At 68.7% G+C, this 16,172-nt stretch carries 15 protein-coding genes and 3 pseudogenes; 6 read left to right on the plus strand and 12 right to left on the minus strand.

Annotation, left to right across the window (positions count from 1 at the left end):
- Window positions 1–6: 6 nt before the first annotated feature.
- The 7 genes from JYG32_RS25075 to JYG32_RS25105 form a co-directional block, all read right to left on the minus strand.
- Complete coding sequence (locus tag JYG32_RS25075) at window positions 7–1,350, minus strand: serine hydrolase domain-containing protein (protein WP_213267354.1); 1,344 nt, start codon at window positions 1,348–1,350, stop codon at window positions 7–9.
- 47 nt (window positions 1,351–1,397) lie between these two features.
- Window positions 1,398–1,787: a BON domain-containing protein gene (locus tag JYG32_RS25080; protein ID WP_174382692.1), complete on the minus strand. Its 390-nt coding sequence runs from the start codon at window positions 1,785–1,787 to the stop codon at window positions 1,398–1,400.
- A gap of 38 nt (window positions 1,788–1,825) precedes the next feature.
- Window positions 1,826–2,884: a porin gene (locus tag JYG32_RS25085; protein ID WP_174382691.1), complete on the minus strand. Its 1,059-nt coding sequence runs from the start codon at window positions 2,882–2,884 to the stop codon at window positions 1,826–1,828.
- A 110-nt stretch (window positions 2,885–2,994) separates the two neighbouring features.
- A complete protein-coding gene (locus JYG32_RS25090) occupies window positions 2,995–4,305 on the minus strand; it encodes an MFS transporter (protein ID WP_213267355.1) in 1,311 nt (436 codons plus the stop codon).
- Between the two features lie 43 nt (window positions 4,306–4,348).
- The gene (locus JYG32_RS25095) at window positions 4,349–5,491 is read right to left on the minus strand and encodes a CaiB/BaiF CoA transferase family protein (RefSeq protein ID WP_249744874.1); all 1,143 of its coding nucleotides are present in this window, start codon (window positions 5,489–5,491) and stop codon (window positions 4,349–4,351) included.
- Window positions 5,488–6,675, minus strand: coding sequence for an acyl-CoA dehydrogenase family protein (locus JYG32_RS25100; RefSeq protein ID WP_213267356.1), 1,188 nt, complete (start codon window positions 6,673–6,675; stop codon window positions 5,488–5,490). The genes JYG32_RS25095 and JYG32_RS25100 overlap by 4 nt, the downstream gene beginning before the upstream one ends.
- Before the next feature lie 13 nt (window positions 6,676–6,688).
- Entirely contained in the window at window positions 6,689–8,242 is a 1,554-nt protein-coding gene (locus JYG32_RS25105; RefSeq protein WP_213267357.1) for an AMP-binding protein, read from the minus strand.
- Window positions 8,243–8,343: 101 nt separating this feature from the next.
- On the opposite strand from JYG32_RS25105, the gene JYG32_RS25110 reads away from it, so the two are divergent.
- Window positions 8,344–9,234 (plus strand): LysR family transcriptional regulator, encoded by an 891-nt coding sequence (locus tag JYG32_RS25110; RefSeq protein WP_213267358.1) that lies wholly within the window; start codon window positions 8,344–8,346, stop codon window positions 9,232–9,234.
- Window positions 9,235–9,352: 118 nt separating this feature from the next.
- A pseudogene (locus JYG32_RS25115) lies at window positions 9,353–9,949 on the plus strand (MFS transporter); the annotation flags it as partial.
- Here JYG32_RS25115 and JYG32_RS25120 read toward each other — a convergent pair.
- A pseudogene (locus JYG32_RS25120) lies at window positions 9,896–10,060 on the minus strand (3-hydroxyacyl-CoA dehydrogenase); the annotation flags it as partial. The pseudogenes JYG32_RS25115 and JYG32_RS25120 overlap by 54 nt on opposite strands.
- Between JYG32_RS25120 and JYG32_RS25125 the strand changes: the two are divergent.
- Window positions 10,057–10,470: pseudogene (locus tag JYG32_RS25125) on the plus strand (flavin reductase); the annotation flags it as partial. The pseudogenes JYG32_RS25120 and JYG32_RS25125 sit on opposite strands and share 4 nt — an antisense overlap.
- A gap of 11 nt (window positions 10,471–10,481) precedes the next feature.
- Here JYG32_RS25125 and JYG32_RS25130 read toward each other — a convergent pair.
- Together JYG32_RS25130 and JYG32_RS25135 are read right to left on the minus strand one after the other, a co-directional pair.
- Complete coding sequence (locus JYG32_RS25130) at window positions 10,482–11,732, minus strand: YbfB/YjiJ family MFS transporter (protein WP_213267359.1); 1,251 nt, start codon at window positions 11,730–11,732, stop codon at window positions 10,482–10,484.
- Between the two features lie 276 nt (window positions 11,733–12,008).
- Entirely contained in the window at window positions 12,009–12,554 is a 546-nt protein-coding gene (locus JYG32_RS25135; RefSeq protein ID WP_213267360.1) for an RBBP9/YdeN family alpha/beta hydrolase, read from the minus strand.
- Between the two features lie 117 nt (window positions 12,555–12,671).
- Between JYG32_RS25135 and JYG32_RS25140 the strand changes: the two genes are divergently transcribed.
- The 3 genes from JYG32_RS25140 (at window position 12,672) to JYG32_RS25145 (ending at window position 14,516) form a co-directional block, all read left to right on the plus strand.
- Window positions 12,672–13,127 (plus strand): Lrp/AsnC family transcriptional regulator, encoded by a 456-nt coding sequence (locus tag JYG32_RS25140; RefSeq protein WP_174382684.1) that lies wholly within the window; start codon window positions 12,672–12,674, stop codon window positions 13,125–13,127.
- Window positions 13,128–13,374: 247 nt separating this feature from the next.
- Window positions 13,375–13,497 (plus strand): hypothetical protein, encoded by a 123-nt coding sequence (locus JYG32_RS39490; protein ID WP_006479692.1) that lies wholly within the window; start codon window positions 13,375–13,377, stop codon window positions 13,495–13,497.
- Between the two features lie 65 nt (window positions 13,498–13,562).
- A complete protein-coding gene (locus JYG32_RS25145) occupies window positions 13,563–14,516 on the plus strand; it encodes a leucyl aminopeptidase (RefSeq protein WP_174382683.1) in 954 nt (317 codons plus the stop codon).
- 16 nt (window positions 14,517–14,532) lie between these two features.
- On the opposite strand, the gene JYG32_RS25150 is transcribed toward JYG32_RS25145, so the two are convergent.
- The gene (locus JYG32_RS25150) at window positions 14,533–15,042 is read right to left on the minus strand and encodes a GNAT family N-acetyltransferase (RefSeq protein WP_213267361.1); all 510 of its coding nucleotides are present in this window, start codon (window positions 15,040–15,042) and stop codon (window positions 14,533–14,535) included.
- A 55-nt stretch (window positions 15,043–15,097) separates the two neighbouring features.
- Window positions 15,098–16,129: an AraC family transcriptional regulator gene (locus tag JYG32_RS25155; protein ID WP_174382681.1), complete on the minus strand. Its 1,032-nt coding sequence runs from the start codon at window positions 16,127–16,129 to the stop codon at window positions 15,098–15,100.
- Window positions 16,130–16,172 lie beyond the last annotated feature (43 nt).

Here is a 16,172-nt window from a genome sequence, read left to right on the forward strand (position 1 = left end):
GGTGCGTTACCGCAGCCGCTCCGCGACCGCGCGCGCCACTGCGCTCAACGCGTCGCCGCGTTCGAGCGCGGCACGCGGCCGCGACGCGTCGCCGTGCGACTCGAGCGCACGCGGCGCGAAGTCCGGCGACGACGAGAACTTGACGATCGTCAGCGCGGCCTTCGGATCGACGAGGATCGACTGGCCGAACCGCCCCGCCGCCGCGAACGAGCCGTCGCCGTCGTTCACCTGATACCAGTAGTCGCGATACGCATAGCCGTCCTTGCCGGGAACGACGTTGCCCTTCGCGAACAGCGCCGCGTTGTGCGCAGGCTGCAGCGCCGCGCGAATCGTCGCGGCAGGCAGCGTACCCGACTTACCGCCGAATCCGGTACGCACGCGTTCCGCGAAGCGCGCGGCATCGCGCAGCGTCGTATACAGCCCGCCGCTCGCCATCGCCATCGCGTTGCGATCCACGGCAACATACGCATCGTCTTCCGCGAAATCGCGCCACAGCCACCGCTCGACCAGTGCGCTCCACGACTGCCCCGTCGCGCGCTGCATCGCCCACGCGACGGCTTCCGGCGAGCCGTTCTGGTAGAACCACGTGCTGCCCGGCGCCACGTCCGGCACGCGCCGCACGGTCTGCAGGAAGTCGACGATGCTGGACGGCGCGCCTTCGCGGTGCGGCACCAGCCCGACGGCGCCGAACAGGCCGAGATCGGGCGGCACGCCCGGCGTATAGGCGGTGGGCACTTCCATGTCCAGGTTCTGCTGCAGCGTCGCACTGCCGAACGGCGTGTCGGCAAGCTCCGGCACCACGCGCGACAGCGGCGCGTCTGACGCGAGCACGCCCGATTCGATCATCTGCGCGGCCAGCAGGCCCGTCACCGATTTCGTCATCGACGCCCACGCGTGCGGCTGGTCGGGCCGAAAGCCGTCGAAATACCGCTCGTAGACGATCCGCCCGCGCTGCAGAACGATGAAGCCGTCGGTATGGGTCGCGAGCAGGTACGCGTCGAGCGTCAGCGTTTCGCCGCCGATCGTCACGGGCAGCGCGTCGAGACCGGGCGCCGGTTGTTCGGGGAGCGGCGTCGGCGCGGCCGCGTGCCGGATGCCGGCCGTCGGCGCGACCAGCCGCGTGTTGCCCAACGCCCAGCGCAGGCGCGCAGGCGTGAACGCGTTCGCGTTGTTAACGGCCTGGTCGGCCGGCGGCGGGAAGCCCTGCATCATGCCCGGCGTGGCGACGTCGGCCGCGGCGGGCGCAGCAGTCGCGAGGGGCGCCGCGAGCGCGAGCCCACCCGCCAGCACGAAGGTGCCGGCCAGCCGGCGGGTGCGCCGGGTAGCAGGAAAGCGTCGATGAATTCGCATCGAGTCATGCCTCGTAGTGGAACGAGAACGGGCGACACGCCCGGAAATCAGGGCTGCTGGCCGTCGATGCGCAACAGGTTCGAAACCGACGCGACACCGTCGATGCGCCGCGCGACCGCCGCCGCGAGATTCACCTGGTTCGTATCCGTGACCGAGCCGGCCAGCGTCACGTTGCCGTCGAGCACCCGCACCAGGATGCGCGTCGCGTTCAGGTTTTTGGTACGCGCGAGCGTCGTGCTGACGCGGCGTTGCAGCTTGCGGTCGGCTGCCTTGCGTTGCGCCGGCGACAGGCCGGCCGACGCAGGCGCCTGCGCGGATTCCTGCATGGGCGCCGATGACGGGGCCGTCGCGCTCGCGGCGTCGGATTGCGCATGGGCGGCGATGGTGCAGCATGCGGCCGTGAGTAGCGCCGCGACAAGTTGGGATGAAGTACGCATGATCGAATAAAGCTCCGAAAATTCGGTTGAGGTAAACGTCAGAACTGCGTCATCAGGCCGATCGACACACCGGTCGTCGCGCTCGCACCGCGCCGCAGGTTCAACGCCGAGATCGTCACGGGGTCGCGCATGTACGCGCCCGTCATCCCGTTGCGATCGACTTCCACATACAGTTCGGTGCGCTTCGACAGGAAGTACTCGGCGATCGCATAGGCCGTCAGCTTGTGGCCGTCCGCGTTCCGCACGTTGCCGAGATTGCGCGCGCGGTCGTAGAACGCGGCCGCGCTCAGTTGCACCGACGGCAGCGGCTGCACGACGACGCCGAACGACGGGATGTCATCGCGCCGCGACGGCGCACCGGCCTTGTTCGCGGTCACGTTCAGCGACGCATAGCTCAGGTAGAAGCGCGCGCGGCCGAGCTGCAGCGTGCCGCCCGTCTGGATCGTCTGTGCCGCTTGCGTTCCGTCGGGGCTGTACGTCTTCGCGTACGACACGCCGCCCATCAGGTCGGCAAACGTATACATCGCGGCGGCCGAGTAGCTCATGCCCGCGTGCGAGCTGCCCGCGACGCCGCCCGGCGAATAGCTCGCGCCGACCCGCAGCCCGCCGGCCTGCCCGAGATACTTGATCGTGTTGTTGAAACGTGAATCGAGCGTGAAGAAGTTGCCGTCGAACAGGACGCCCGGTTCGACCGCGAGCGACTGCCCGCGACCGCCGAGCGGATCGAGTGCGATGCCGAGATCCTCGGCCGCGTTGAACTGGCGGCCGAGCGTCACGCGGCCGAAATCACCCGAAAGGCCGACATACGCGGCCTGCGAAAACAGCGTGCCCGAGGTCTTGAGCGCGCCGGTACCGCTGTTGAACGCGCCATCGAGCACGAACAGTGCCTTCAGCCCGCCGCCGAGATCCTCCTTGCCGCGAATGCCGAACTCGTTGCCGGCGATGATGTTGTTGTTGAAGCCGACCTGACTGCCGCCCGGCAAGCCGTTCACCCAGCGCACGCCGCCGCCGATCCGGCCGAACAGCGTCACGCTGGACTGCGCGTGCACGGCCCCCGAAAGCGCGCCGATCAGCGCCGCTATCATCATCCTTCTCATGCGTCCCCTCCTTGTTGTCGAATCGTCTCTCTTCCTGCTTCCCTGCCAATCGATAAGGATTACTGTATTTCAGGAACGGTCTCCGTTCCGGTCCGGCCTGCGCTGCTGCGCTAGCCGCGCGACCCGCGCATCGCGCCCGGCATGTCGCTCGGCCGTTGCGCCAGACGACGCAGCGAACGCTGCGGATCGAGACACAGCGCGCCGAGCAACCCGCACAACACGAGGACCACGCCGCATACGAAGCTCGCTTGCTCGAAGCCGCGTGCGGTCGACGCGCCGGTCGCGTCGATCAGCATCCCCGTCACGATCGGCGCGCCGAGGCCCGCGAGCGACGCGAAGCCATTGCTGAGCGCGAGCACGCCGCCGCGCTGCGCGTCGGGCGTGACTTCGGCGAGCATCGCCGGGCCAATCGAATACATCGTCAGCGTCATTCCGCTGCCGCAGGTCAGCAACGCGAGCTTTACCGCACGCGGCAGGTCCGGCAGCACAAGCGCCGCCAGCATCAGCCCCGCAATCGCGAGCGTCACCGCGACGAATACGCCGCGCCCGTAACGCGACGGCACACCGCGCGCGAGCAGCGTCTGCGACAGCCACGCGAGTCCGAGGCTCAGCGGCGACGTGACAGCCACGAACAGCGCGAACATCCGCCCGGCCGCATGCGGCTCGAAGCCGAGCCCGAGCTGCAGATAGGCCGGCATCCACGTGAGGCTCATCGCCAGGATCCAGTTCGCCGCGAAATGCCCGAGGAAATTGCCGATCACCGTGCGATCGGTCAGCAGCAGCCCGTACGGCACGCGCTCATCGCCTGCCGTGCCTGCCGCACGGCCGCCGCGCACGAGCGTGCCCTCCTCGCCGAACATGGCCCACGCAACGCACCACAGCGCACCGAGCAGCGCGAGCACCGCGAAGTTCGCGCGCCAGCCCCAGTGCGACGTCACGACCGGAATCGACAGACCCGCGATCAGCATGCCGAGCGCGCTGCCCTGATGCAGCAGCGCGACCGGCAGGTTGCGCCACACATCCGGAAACCACTTGTAGAGCGCATGCACGGCGACCGGCGACGCGGGCCCTTCGCCGGCGCCGAGCAGCACGCGGCACGCGATCACGACCCAGATCGACCCCGCGACCAGCATCGGCAACTGCAGCACCGACCATGCGGCCGCCATCCCGAACAGCAGCCACTTCGCCGGCCAGCGGTTCGCGGCGATGCCGCCCGCGATAGCCGCGACCGCGAACAGCCAGTTGAGGCTGCCGCCGATCAGGCCGAACTGCGTCGGGCTCAGATGCAGCTCGCGCATCATCGGCACCGACACGAGCCCGAGCGCCACCTTGTCGAGAAAATTCACCAGCATCATCAGCGCGAGCATGATCGCGATCGACCATGCGCGGGCCGGACGGTATTGCGTGTCGCCTGTCGTCATTCGTGTCTCCGTGTTGTCTTGTCTGGGCCGTCGCGCGCGGCCGCTACACGCCGTCCTCGCCGACGCCCGGCACGCGGTCGTCGCCGTCCGGCAGCCCGAGCGAGAACTTCACCGGGAAGCGCACCGCGAGCGTCCGGTCGGCCGCCACCTCGCGCGCGACGCCGCGTGCGCGTACGTGCGGATCGTCGAATACCGCGCCGGGTTCCGGCACGCGCGACACGGGCAGCCCGAGCGCACCGAGCGCACGCATCCAGTCGTCCTGCGTGCGCGTCGCGAACAGCGTGCGCAACAGCGCGCCAAGCGCCTGCCGGTGTCGCTGCCGGCCCGCGCGCTGCGCGAAGCACGGCTCGCGCAGCGCCGGATACGCATCGCCGAGCGCATCCGCGAACGCCGCCCAGAACTTGTCCTCGAGTGTCGCCAGCACGATGTGTCGGCCGTCGGCAGTCTCGAACAGGTCGTTGTCGGGCATCACCCAGCGCGCGCCGTCCGGTGCATCGCGGCCCGTGCGCAACGCCCAGGCGGCCGGCGCGATCCACGCGAAAATCGCGTCGTGGATCGATACGTCGAGATGCTGGCCGATCCCGTTCGCGCGCGCGCTCATCACGGCCACGGCGAGCGCGAGCGCCGCGTGCAGCGCGGCCGCATGGTCCGCGAGCCGCACCCGCGGCCGCGCGATCGTGTCGTGAAGCTGCGCGGGAACCGACCAGTAACCGGCGTCTGCAAGAAAGTTCAGGTCGTGACCGGGACGGTTCGCGTACGGGCCGTTCTGCCCGTATCCGGTGATCGAGCACAGCACGACGCGTGGATTCGCGCGGGCCAGCGCGTCGTAATCGAGCCCGAGCCGCGCCATCGCGCCGGGCCGGTTGCCTTCGACCACCGCATCGGCATCGCTCACGAGATCGAGAAAGCGCGCGCGTCCGTCCGGCGTCTTCAAGTCGAGCACGATCGAGCGCTTGCCGCGGTTGAACTGCGCGAACGTGTCCTGACCGAACTGCCGCAACGCGTCGCCGCCCGGCGGCTCGACCTTGATCACGTCGGCGCCGAGCTGGCGCAGCAGCGCGCACGCATGCGGCCCGGGCAGCAGCTGGCCCGCATCGACGATGCGCACGCCGTTCAGGCACGACCAGGCCGGCGCATCGCCGTTTTCGGTCAGCCAGGGACCGCGCATGCCGTCGTGCGCCGTCATGCGTCGCGCCCCGCGCCGGCCGGTTCGAGAATCGCCTTCGCGATCGTGTTGCGCTGGATCTCGCTCGTGCCAGTCAGGATCCGGAACATCCGCAGCTTGCGGAAGGTCTGCTCGACCGGATGGCCGCGTGTCACGCCGACGTTGCCGTGAATCTGCACGGCCTTGTCCGCGACCTCGAAGCAGCGCTCCGAAACAAACAGCTTGCACGCAGCAGCAGCCATGCGCAGGTCGGCGCCCGCGTCGGCGAGCGCGGCGGTGTGCGCGATCATGCTTTCACACGCCCACAGCGCGGCGGCCATGTCGGCGAGCATGTGCTGGATCGCCTGGAAGCGCGCGATCGGGCCGCCGAACTGCCGGCGCGTGCGCGCGTAGTCGAGCGACGCACGGTAGGCCGACATCGCGAGGCCGAGCATCGTCGGGCAATGCAGCAGCCGGTTCACGTTGATCCGCGACATGCCGAGCTTGAAGCCGTTGCCAATACCGCCGAACACGTTCTCGCGCGGCACGCGCACGTTGTCGAAGCGGATGTCGGCGTCGATGTGCTGGCCCGACATCGGCACGTATTCGTGCTCGACGGTGACGCCCGGCAGGTCGAGATCGACGAGCACCGCCGTGATCTGCGGCGGCGTCGCGGCCGCGTCGGTCACGCACATCACGATCGCGAAATCGGCGAACGGCGCGCCGCTGATGTAGTGCTTCGTGCCTTTGATGACGAGCGAATCGCCGTCCTCGACCGCCGTGGTGCGGATGCTCAGTGCGTCCGAACCCGAGTGCGGCTCGGTCAGCGCGAAGCAGGTCGATTTCTCGCCGCGCATCACCGGCTTGAAATAGCGTTCGAGCTGCGCGGGCGTCGCGTGCTTCAGCATGTTGCCGACGCGCGGCGGCCCGCCGAGTTCGCCGAGCACGTGCGGCGCAAGCGCCGCGCCGCACGCGGCCAGGTCCGCCTTCAGTGCACACACTTCAGCGATCGACAGCCCCTGGCCGCCGATCTGAACGGGCAGGCTCGCGGTGTAAAAGCCGAGTGCGGCCGAGCGTTGCCATACGCGACGCAGCACGTCGCGCGGCCAGACATCTTCGGAGTCGAGCCCGAGCTCGCGCTCGATCGGGCGCAGCTCGTCGTCGACGAAGCGCAGCACGGCCGCGCGCAGCGCGACGAATTCGGGGCGATCCAGGTGATCGAACATGAGAGTGTCTCCTTCAGTTGACGCGACGCGCGACGCCGTGCCAGTACTGCTCGCGTACGAGCTTGCGGGCGATCTTGCCGCTGGCGTTCTTCGGCAGCTCCGCGACGAAATCGACGGCGCGCGGCAGCTTGTAGTCGGCGAGCAGCGCGCGGCAATGCGCGACGAGATCGGCAGCCTGCGCGTCGCGGCCGGGCTTCAGCACCACGACAGCCTTCACGGCCTCGCCCCACTTTTCATCGGGCACGCCGACGACGCATGCCTCGAGCACGTCCGCATGCCGATACAGCGTCGCCTCGACTTCCGTCGGGTACACGTTGAAGCCGCCCGAAATGATCATGTCGTTCTTGCGGTCGACGAGGTAGATGAAGCCTTCGTCATCGGTGCGCGCGAGATCGCCCGTATGCAGCCAGCCGTCGATCAGTACCTCACGCGTCAACTCCGGCGCGTTCCAGTAGCCCTGGAACACGTCAGCGCCGCGAATCACGATCTCGCCGATCTGGTCGCCTTCGACTTCGCGCCCATTCGCGTCGACCACGCGCACCTCCGTCTCGCCGAGCGCCCGGCCGCACGACGCGAGTCGCGCATGATCGGACAGCAGCGCGTGCGCGTGATCGGCGATGCCCAGACGCGTGACGCCAGACGTCGACTCGCTGGCGCCATAGCCTTGCGACAGCACCGGGCCGATGCGCGACCACGCCTCCTCGATGCGCGCCGGCGCCATCGGCGCCGCGCCGTAGCCCAGCACCTTCAGGCTGCGCAGGTCGGCGTGCGCGAGATCCGGCTCGTTCAGCACCATGTTGATCATCGCCGGCACCATGAACGCGTGCGTGATCCGCAGCCGCGCCACTTCGGCCAGGAAGTGTGCAGGCTCGAACGCGTCGAACAACACGAGCGTCGCGCCGCAGAACAGGTAGGGCTGCATCAGCATCCCCGACGCGTGCGTGATCGGTCCGATCAGCGCGAGCCGGTCGCCGGGCTGCGCGGGACGGTCCATCCCCAGCACGATCTTGCGCAGCGACGCGATCCGGTTGCCGTAGCTCTGCATCGCGGCCTTGATCCGGCCCGTCGAGCCCGACGAGAAATGCAGGACCGCGAGATCGTCGGCTGTCGGCACGTAGTCGGGCATCGTGTCGCTGCCCTGCGCGAGCAGCGTTTCGTAATCGAGGTAGCCATCTACGCAGCCGTCGAGCGATACGAAGCGCTCGACCGACATGAAGCCCGGCGAGTCGGGCGTGTAATGCGTATAGCCGCGGCCGCCAATGAACGCGACGGGCGTGCAGTTGCCGACGACGTCGGCCGCCTCGGCCGCGGTGAAGCGCGGGTTCAGCGCGGCCTTCACGAGGCCGGCCTTGTAGAGCGCGCACTCGATCTCGACGAGCTCGATGCAGTTGCGCGCCTGCACGGCGATCCGTGCGCCGGGCGCGAAGCCCAGCCCGCGCAGCGCATTCGCGAGCCGTGTCGAACGCTCATCGAGTTGTCGATAGGTGACGGCGCGGTCGCGATGCAGCACGGCGGGCTGGCCGCCCCAGTAGCGGGCCGCGCGCCGCAGAAAGTAGGCGAAGCTCAAGCGAATTCTCCTGGTCGAACGATGCCGCCAGTCTGTAAGATGCACGGGCATCACCACAATGCATCACTGGCTATAAAGTCATAACTCGTGGGAATCCCCTGATGGATACGCGCGATCTGGAATACCTGCTGGCCGTCGAACGGCACGGCAGCATCGGCAAGGCCGCCGACGCGTTGGGCCTGTCGCAGCCGGCGCTGACCAAGGCCGTGCAGCGGCTGGAGACGCAGGTCGGCGTGACCCTGTTCGAACGAACCGCAAGCGGCATGACGCCGACGCCGGCCGGAGCGCGGTTCGTCGCGCGCGCGCAGCGGATCGCGCTCGAATTCGACGATGCGATGCAGGAGATGCGCGCGATCCGCGGCGGCGAACAGGGCGTCGTGCGGATCGGCTACTCGCCGACCGTGCCGAATGCGCTCGTGCTCGGCGCGTGCCGGCAACTGATCGGCGAGCGGCCGGCCGCGAAGCTGCGGCTGCGCTGCCGGCTCGCGCGCGAGCTACTCGACCTGCTCGCGGCCGGCGAGCTCGATCTCGTCGTGGCACCCGCGCCGCAGCAGCCGGACGCGACGCTCGCGCGCGTCGAGCTGTTCCGCGACCGCCTGTCGGTGCTCGCCGACGCAGCGCATCCGCTGCAGCGCAAGCGCGGCCTCACGCTCGCCGATCTCGCCGACCAGGAATGGCTGCTGCCCGAGGCGACGCTGCCCGTGCGGCGCCAGATCGACGACGCATTCCGCGCGCGCGGCCTGGCGGGCCCGCGCCTGCGCGTCGAAACGGATTTCGGCAGCACGTCGCTGCTGCACCTGCTGCGCGGCACGCCGCTGCTGTGCGTCGGCGGGACCGAGGCGCTCGATCAGCTCGACGGGCTGCGCGCGCTCGACCTGCTGCCCGGCGAACTCGACCTGGGACGGTGCATCGCCGCGATGCATCGAGCGGGCGCATACCTGCCGCCGCTGGTGCAACGCATCGTCGCGTTGCTGCAGGCGCGCGTGAAATAGCGGCGCGCACCCGCCGCGACCATCATTTGCGGGAGTGATGACACTCCCCTTTTTCTGCGGATTTGACCGAGGCCGGCGGCGGCGACAACCTATGGCCTGTTCTCGCTAATAACGTACGCTCCCCTGCTTGGAAAAATTCGTTTGTGGGGCTGGCCACCCGAAGGAAATCCTGCTCGCGATGGGGCTGCGCGTGGCCGAGAACGGCGGCGCCTATATCTTCCTCGCGTTCTCGCTCGTCAACGGCAAGTAGGTCGGCATCCCCAACAGCGTGATGCTGACCGGCGTAATGATCACGATGATCGTCGAGATGGGCGCGATGCTCGCATGGGGCCGGCTGTCCGACCGGATCGGCCGCAAGCCGGTGTACCTGATCTGCGCGCTGAGCCTCGTCGCGTGCGCGTTTCCGTTCTTCTGGCTGCCCGACACGCGCGCGCCGCCGCTCGTGCGGCTCGCGCTGACGATCGGCACGGCCGTCAGCCACGGCGCGATGATCGGCACGCTGCCCGCGCTCGTCGGCGAGCTGTTCAGCACCGAGGTGCGCTACTCGGGCGTCGCGCTCGGGCATGAAGTCGCATCGATCGTCGCGGGCGAGATGTCGCCGCTGATCCCGACCGCGCTGCTCGCGCGCTATCACGCGTCGTGGCCGGTGTCGCTGTTCCTCGTCGCGCCCGGCCTCCATGTTGCGCACGACGCTCGCGGCCGGCGCGAAACGCGGGCCGATCTCGCCGGCCAGATACTTCGACGCGTAATACAGGATGTCGCAGCCGCCCCAGTCGATGAATTCGAGCAGCCCGAGCACCGCGAAGCGCGGCCCGAAGCCGCTGCGGGATCACCGCGAGCGCCGTGTGCTCCGTCACCGACGCGCCGCCGACGTTGCTCGTGTGCCTCAACCGGTCGAGCGCGATGCACGCGACCTTCGAGCGCAACCGCCATGTCTGCATCAACGTGCTGCCGGCCGAGCACGAACTGCTCGCGCGGCATGTCGCGGGGCTCACCGACCTGCCGATGGAGCGTCGCTTCGAACTGCCCGTGTGGGATCGCGGCGAACAGGACGTGCCCGTGCTGCGCAACGCGCTCGCGAGCCTGCAGGGCACGATCGCCGAGATGAAGGAAGTCGGCTCGCATTCGGTGATGTTCATCGAGGCGACGTCGATCCGCGTGCGCGACGATGGCGACAGCCTCATCTGCTTCAGCCGCGCGTTCCATCGCGTATCGCGCACGGCGTGCGTGCGGTGACCTTCGCGTGACTACGCGGACGCCCGCAACGCGCGCTGCCCGGCCGCGAGCGCGGCGCCCGCGAACAGCGTCAGCGCCGAATACACGAGCCCGCGCGCGAGCCCCGCGCTGTCCGACACCCAGCCGATCGCGACAGGCCCGGCAATCTGGCCGAACGCGAAGACCGTCGTGAACGCGCTGATGCCTTTCGCCCAGCCGTCGGGCGGCAGGTTGTGCCGCACGAAGGCCGTCGTCGATGCAACCGCCGACAGGAACGTCGCGCCGAACAGCACGCCCGATGCGAACGCGGCGGCCGGATGCACGAACATCGCGGGCATCAGCGTGGCGATGCCGAGCAGCGCGTTGAGCACGGCCAGCGCCTGGCCGCCGCGCATCCGGTCGAGCAGCCCCGACCACAGCCGCGCCGATACGACGGTCGCGACGCCGAGCATCACGTAGAACGCGGCAACCACCGTACCGCTCATCCCCGCGCCGCGCAGCAGCGCGACGATGAACGTCATGTAGCCGATATAGCCGACGCCGAACAGGCCGTAGCCGATCAGCGCGAGCGCAAAGCGGGCCGGGCTCGCGGTGACGGCCGATGCCGCGCCGTCGCGCGGCGCGGCCGGTGCCGCATGCGCGCGCTCGATGCGATGCGCGGCCGACACGGCCACCGCCGAGAACAGCACGCACGCGAACGCGAGCGCGAACCACGCGGGCTGCCAGCCGTGCACTCCATGCGCGAGCGTCGCCGGCACGAGCAGCGACGACGCGACGATGCCCCATCCCGTACCGCCGTAATAAAGGCCGAGCAGCAGCCCCGCATCACGCGGCGACGCCGACGCGAGCCGCGCGGCCAGCACGCCGCCGCTGATGAAGATCAGCGCGCTGCCGACGCCGGTCGCGAGCCGCTGCACGAGCAACGCGTGCATGTCCGACGTGAACCCGCACGCGGCCATCAGCAACGCAGTGAGCGCGCAGCCGGCCGCGAGCAGCGTGCCCGCGCGCCAGCGCCGCGACAGCAATGGAAACGCGAGCGCGCCGATCAGGTAACCGGCTGCGTTCGCCGTGTTCAGCGCGCCGGCCTGCGCGAATGTCCAGCCGAGATCGGCCTTCATCGGCGGCAGCAGCAGTGCATACGAAAAGCGCGCGAGGCCGAGCGCGATCGCGCTGCCGAGCGACAGGCAGATCGCGAGCCGCCACGCGGCCATACGGTCGGGTTCGGTTGCGCCGGCGTCCGGCCGCGATGGGCCGGCACGCTCCGGTTGCGGCGCTGTGGGCATCAGGTTGTCTCCGTTGTCGTTCGAGGCCAGGACGCGCGCACCCGCAACGCCGACGTGACGTCGCGAACGTCAGTCGCTGCGTCGTCGACGCGGAATCCGCCGCCGGGCGTGCGTCAATCCCGATTGCCGAGGCTGACGGCGCTGTCGAGCGATCATACTTGACCGTTCGTCCCGACGGCATGCGCCGGCGACCGGAATCCAGCGACGATCGCGACCGCTTCCGGTTCTTCCGTGCGGCGACGAAAAGCTCGTGAGCGCGCCCGCCGCCTGCCTGCGCTATCCGCCCAATCCTGCAGTAAAGGCCGTGAGCAATGCACCGCCTTCGCGCCACTCCCCCAACCCCGCGTCCGCGTTCAGATGGCCACGCGCGCCGAGCAGAAGCGGCGTCGCGCCGTACTCTGTTGCCCACGCAACCCCACGCCCCGACGGGTCGTACGGGTCATCCGAACTGGCGATCGCCAGGACCGGCAGGCCGTCGAAATCACCGGCCGGCAAATTCGCGAATGCCTTTGCGGCGACGGGGAAATGCGGGCCGCCCGGATCGGGCACCGCGACGAGAAACGCACCGCGCAAGCTGCGCGTCGAAGCGGCATGCCAATGCGCGAACAACAGGCAACCGAGCGAATGACAAATCACCAGCGGCGGCGTCGCGGCTTTCGCGACGGCCTCGTCCAGCGCCGCAATCCAGTCGGCCAGGTCGGGCGCGTCCCATGAAGCCGGGATCATGCGCGTGGCGCCGGGAAGCGTCGCCTCCCAATGACTCTGCCAATGATCCGCTCCCGAGTTGCCGATGCCCGGCACGATGACAATCGTTTGTTCCATCCCCGCCTCCATGAACACAGGAGTTCGCAGTCTGACCTGCCGGAAACACGCGCGGAATGGCAAGTCATCGGTTATTGAGACAAAATGCCGATGACTTGACGGAACAGGAGCGCGGCAATGTCGAACGGAGAGCTCGATCGCCTGGATATCGCCATCCTCGAAGCCCTGCAGGAAAACGCGCGGATGCCGCTCTCCGAAGTGGGCCGGCAGATCGGACTGTCGCAGCCCGCGACCTCGGAGCGCGTCAAACGCCTGGAAGAGCGCGGCATCATCACGGGCTACGGCGTGCGGATCGATCCGGCGGCACTGGGGCTGGGGATGATGGCCATCATCCGGCTGAGAACGACGCACGAACACATCAAGCCCGCGCTGAGCGCGTTCGCCGCCATGCCGCATGTGATCGAAGTCCACCGCATGACCGGCGAGGATTGCTTCCTGCTGAAGGTACGGGTGCCGACACCGGAGCAGCTGGAAACCATCGTCGACGCGATTGCCCGCTTCGGCGCAGTCACCACTTCGCTGGTACTGCGGTCCGAGCCGGTCAAGCCACTCGGGAAAGCGCTGCTCGGTTGATGCGGGTAGCGGCCTCTTGCGGCGCCTGCGCGATGCGCGTGATCGGCTTCCGTTGCCGCGCCGGATCGCGCATGTCCGGTGTTTAGCACCCCTCGGCTAAAAACCTTGCAGTGCATTGCCTTCATCCAATCATCAGACTAATATCGACGCCACTCGTCCGGCATTCACGAAATGCCGGATGGGGAGCGGCACTTTCCGTGCCGCGCTTTCATGTTGAATCACTCATGTTCACCACAGGAGAATTGACATGCAGGAAACCCAGCAGATCGAATTGCTTGACTGGATGCAGGAAGACACGCACCCCGAGGCCGTCGACATGATGGTGGAGGACGCCGTGGTGCCGTTCGGCACCGCGCTCTGGCCGGTCTGAGCGGGCCACCCGTTCTCGCGGAAGGGCCGTGGCCCTTCCGCCGCTTCCAGCTTCCGGAGACACGCATGCTGAACCTGCACCGCGCGCTCGGCTTTCACCCCGCGCTGCGCGACAAGCTTGCGCGCGGCGATACGGGAAAACTGCTGGTCGGCCATGACATCCGCAACCGCGACATCGCGTTGCGCGCATTTGCCGCCCTGCCCGATTCGCTCGACGCGACCACCCTCTGCCTCGAAACCACCCCGCCCGCCGACATCGCCGCCGCGCTCGATCGCGCCGACCTGTTCGTGCTGCTGTACGACTCGTCGTGCCTGCCGACGCCGTCGCCGAGCGGGCCGCCGTTCCTCGCCGCGATCCGCCCCGCGATCGTCGAGCACTGGAGCAAGTCGGTTTTATTCAAGGATTACGGCCCGCATCTCGACGAGGCGTTCGCCGAATCGCTCGACGACATCGCGGCACGCAACGGCCGGCTGATCGACGCGGCCGCGCGTGCATCACGGATCCGCTTCATCGACGAAGCCGGCAACACGCTGACGGGCTCGCTCGCGCCGGACCAGAAATGGACGAGCGTGGATGGCATGGGCAATCTCGACGTCGTGCCCGGCGAGATCGCGACGCACGTCACCGACCTGAGCGGCTCGGTCGTGTTCAGCGGCACGTTTCTCGGCACCGTGCCGTTCGCGATCAAGTACAAGGTGGCCGAGCGGCTCGCGACGCTGCGGGTCGAGAACAGCACGATCGTCGATTTCGACAGCGACGACGCGGGCTTCCGGCGCGATTTCGCGACCTATCTCGACCGGCACGCGAATCACCGGCGGATCGAGGAATTCGGCATCGGCACGAACCTCGGGATCCGCGGGCTGTACGGCCGCAATGCAGGGTTCGAGGAACGCCACCCGGGCCTGCATCTCGGGCTCGGCGGCGGCGAAAACGGCAGCCACCACCTCGACCTGATCTTCGCGCGCGGCACGCTCGCGCTCGACGAGCGGATCGTGTTCGACGGCGCGTTCGCCGTCTGACGAAGCGGCGGCGTGCTCAGGCTTCGGCGGCCGTCGTGTCGCCGAGCCACTTGAACATCACGAGGCAGTCGACGAACCCGAGCCGCGCGTGGCGGTACGCGCGCGGCAGGCGGCCGACGATGTCGAATCCCAGCTTCTGCCACAGCGCGACCGCGACCTCGTTCGTCGCGACCACCGAGTTGAACTGCATCGCGAGAAAGCCGCGCTCGCGCGCGACCTGCTGCGAATGCTCGCACATCAGGCGGGCGACGCCGCGGCCGCGCGCGGCGTCGCTCACCATGTAGCCGCAGTTGCACACGTGATTGCCGGGCCCCGCCGCGTTCGCCTTCAGGTAGTACGAACCGAGCAACACGCCGTCCTCTTCGGCGACCCACGTGCAGAGCGGCGCATCGAGCCACAGTGCGCGCGCCGCTTCGGGCGTCGGTGCGGGATCGAATGCATAGGTTTCCTGAGCGGCGACGATGGTGCGGAAGGTCGGCCAGAAGCGCGGGAAATCGTCCTCGGTCATCGGGCGAAGCGTGATCATGCGGGTTCTCTCGTGAAGGGAATGTCGGCAGCAACGCAATCGATCGTACCGCGATTCATCGATGGCTGCCGTCCCGCAGCACGCCGCTGCGATACGCGCCCGGCGGCACGCCGTACCAGCGCTTGAACGCCTGCGAGAAACTCGACAGGTCGCTGAAGCCGAGCCGCTCGGCCACTTCCGCGAGCGACAGGCGCGCATCGCCGAGCAGCGTCTCGGCCATTGCGCCGCGCGCCTGCGCGAGCAGCGCGCGGAACGTCGTGCCTTCTTCCTGCAGCCGGCGCTTGAGCGTGCGCGGGCTCGTGTTCATCAGCCGCGCGATGTCCTCGAGCGAAAACGGCGCGGTGCCGGGCGTCGCGCTCAGGTACTGGCGCACCATCTCCGACGTCCCCACGCGCGCGCGCCGCGCTTCGACGAGTTGCCCGCACATCTGCTCGCACATCGATACCGTCAGCGGATTCGCGTGCGGCAGCGGCCGGTCGAGAAACGCGCGGTCGAACGCGAGGCTGTTCGAGCGCGCCGAGAAAGCCGGCTCGATGCCGGCGATGTGCGGCACGACGAGCGACGAAGTACGCACGGCCTGCAGCGTGAAACGCGACAACGCGAAATCGCCGCTGGCGATTTCCTGCAGCAGCACGGCCGCGGCCGTCATGTCGCGTTCGACGAGAAACCGGCTCAGGTCGCCGTCGAGCTCCGGCGCGCCGAAACCGAGCACACCCGTGTCGTGTTCCTCGCGGTACGTGATGACGGTGAACGCATACGTGAGCGGCAGGAAGCGCATCGCCAGCGCGAGCGCGTCGCGCCCGGTCGCGCTCGCGATCAACCCATAGCCCCACACGCCGTACGCGGAGAAGTGGTAGCGCCGGCCGACCTCGAACCCGAGGCCCTGCGCGCGCCCGAGCGCGCGCAGCAGGTTGCCGGTCAGCCGCAGTTCCTGCGCGGCCGTCACCTCGACTTTCGGGTCGTCGAGCTGCGCGTCCCCGAGCCCCGTGCCGGCCAGCAGTTTCGCGTGCGGCACGCCGCGTTCGTCGCCGAAATCGACCAGCAGCCGGGCGCTGGCCGGACTCCGGGTGAAGTCCCAGAAGCTCATGCGGAGAAACCCTCGAAGCGCCGATTTGGCCCAAATACTAAAA

Source organism: Burkholderia pyrrocinia (assembly GCF_018417535.1).
Classification (GTDB): Bacteria; Pseudomonadota; Gammaproteobacteria; order Burkholderiales; family Burkholderiaceae; genus Burkholderia; species Burkholderia pyrrocinia_E.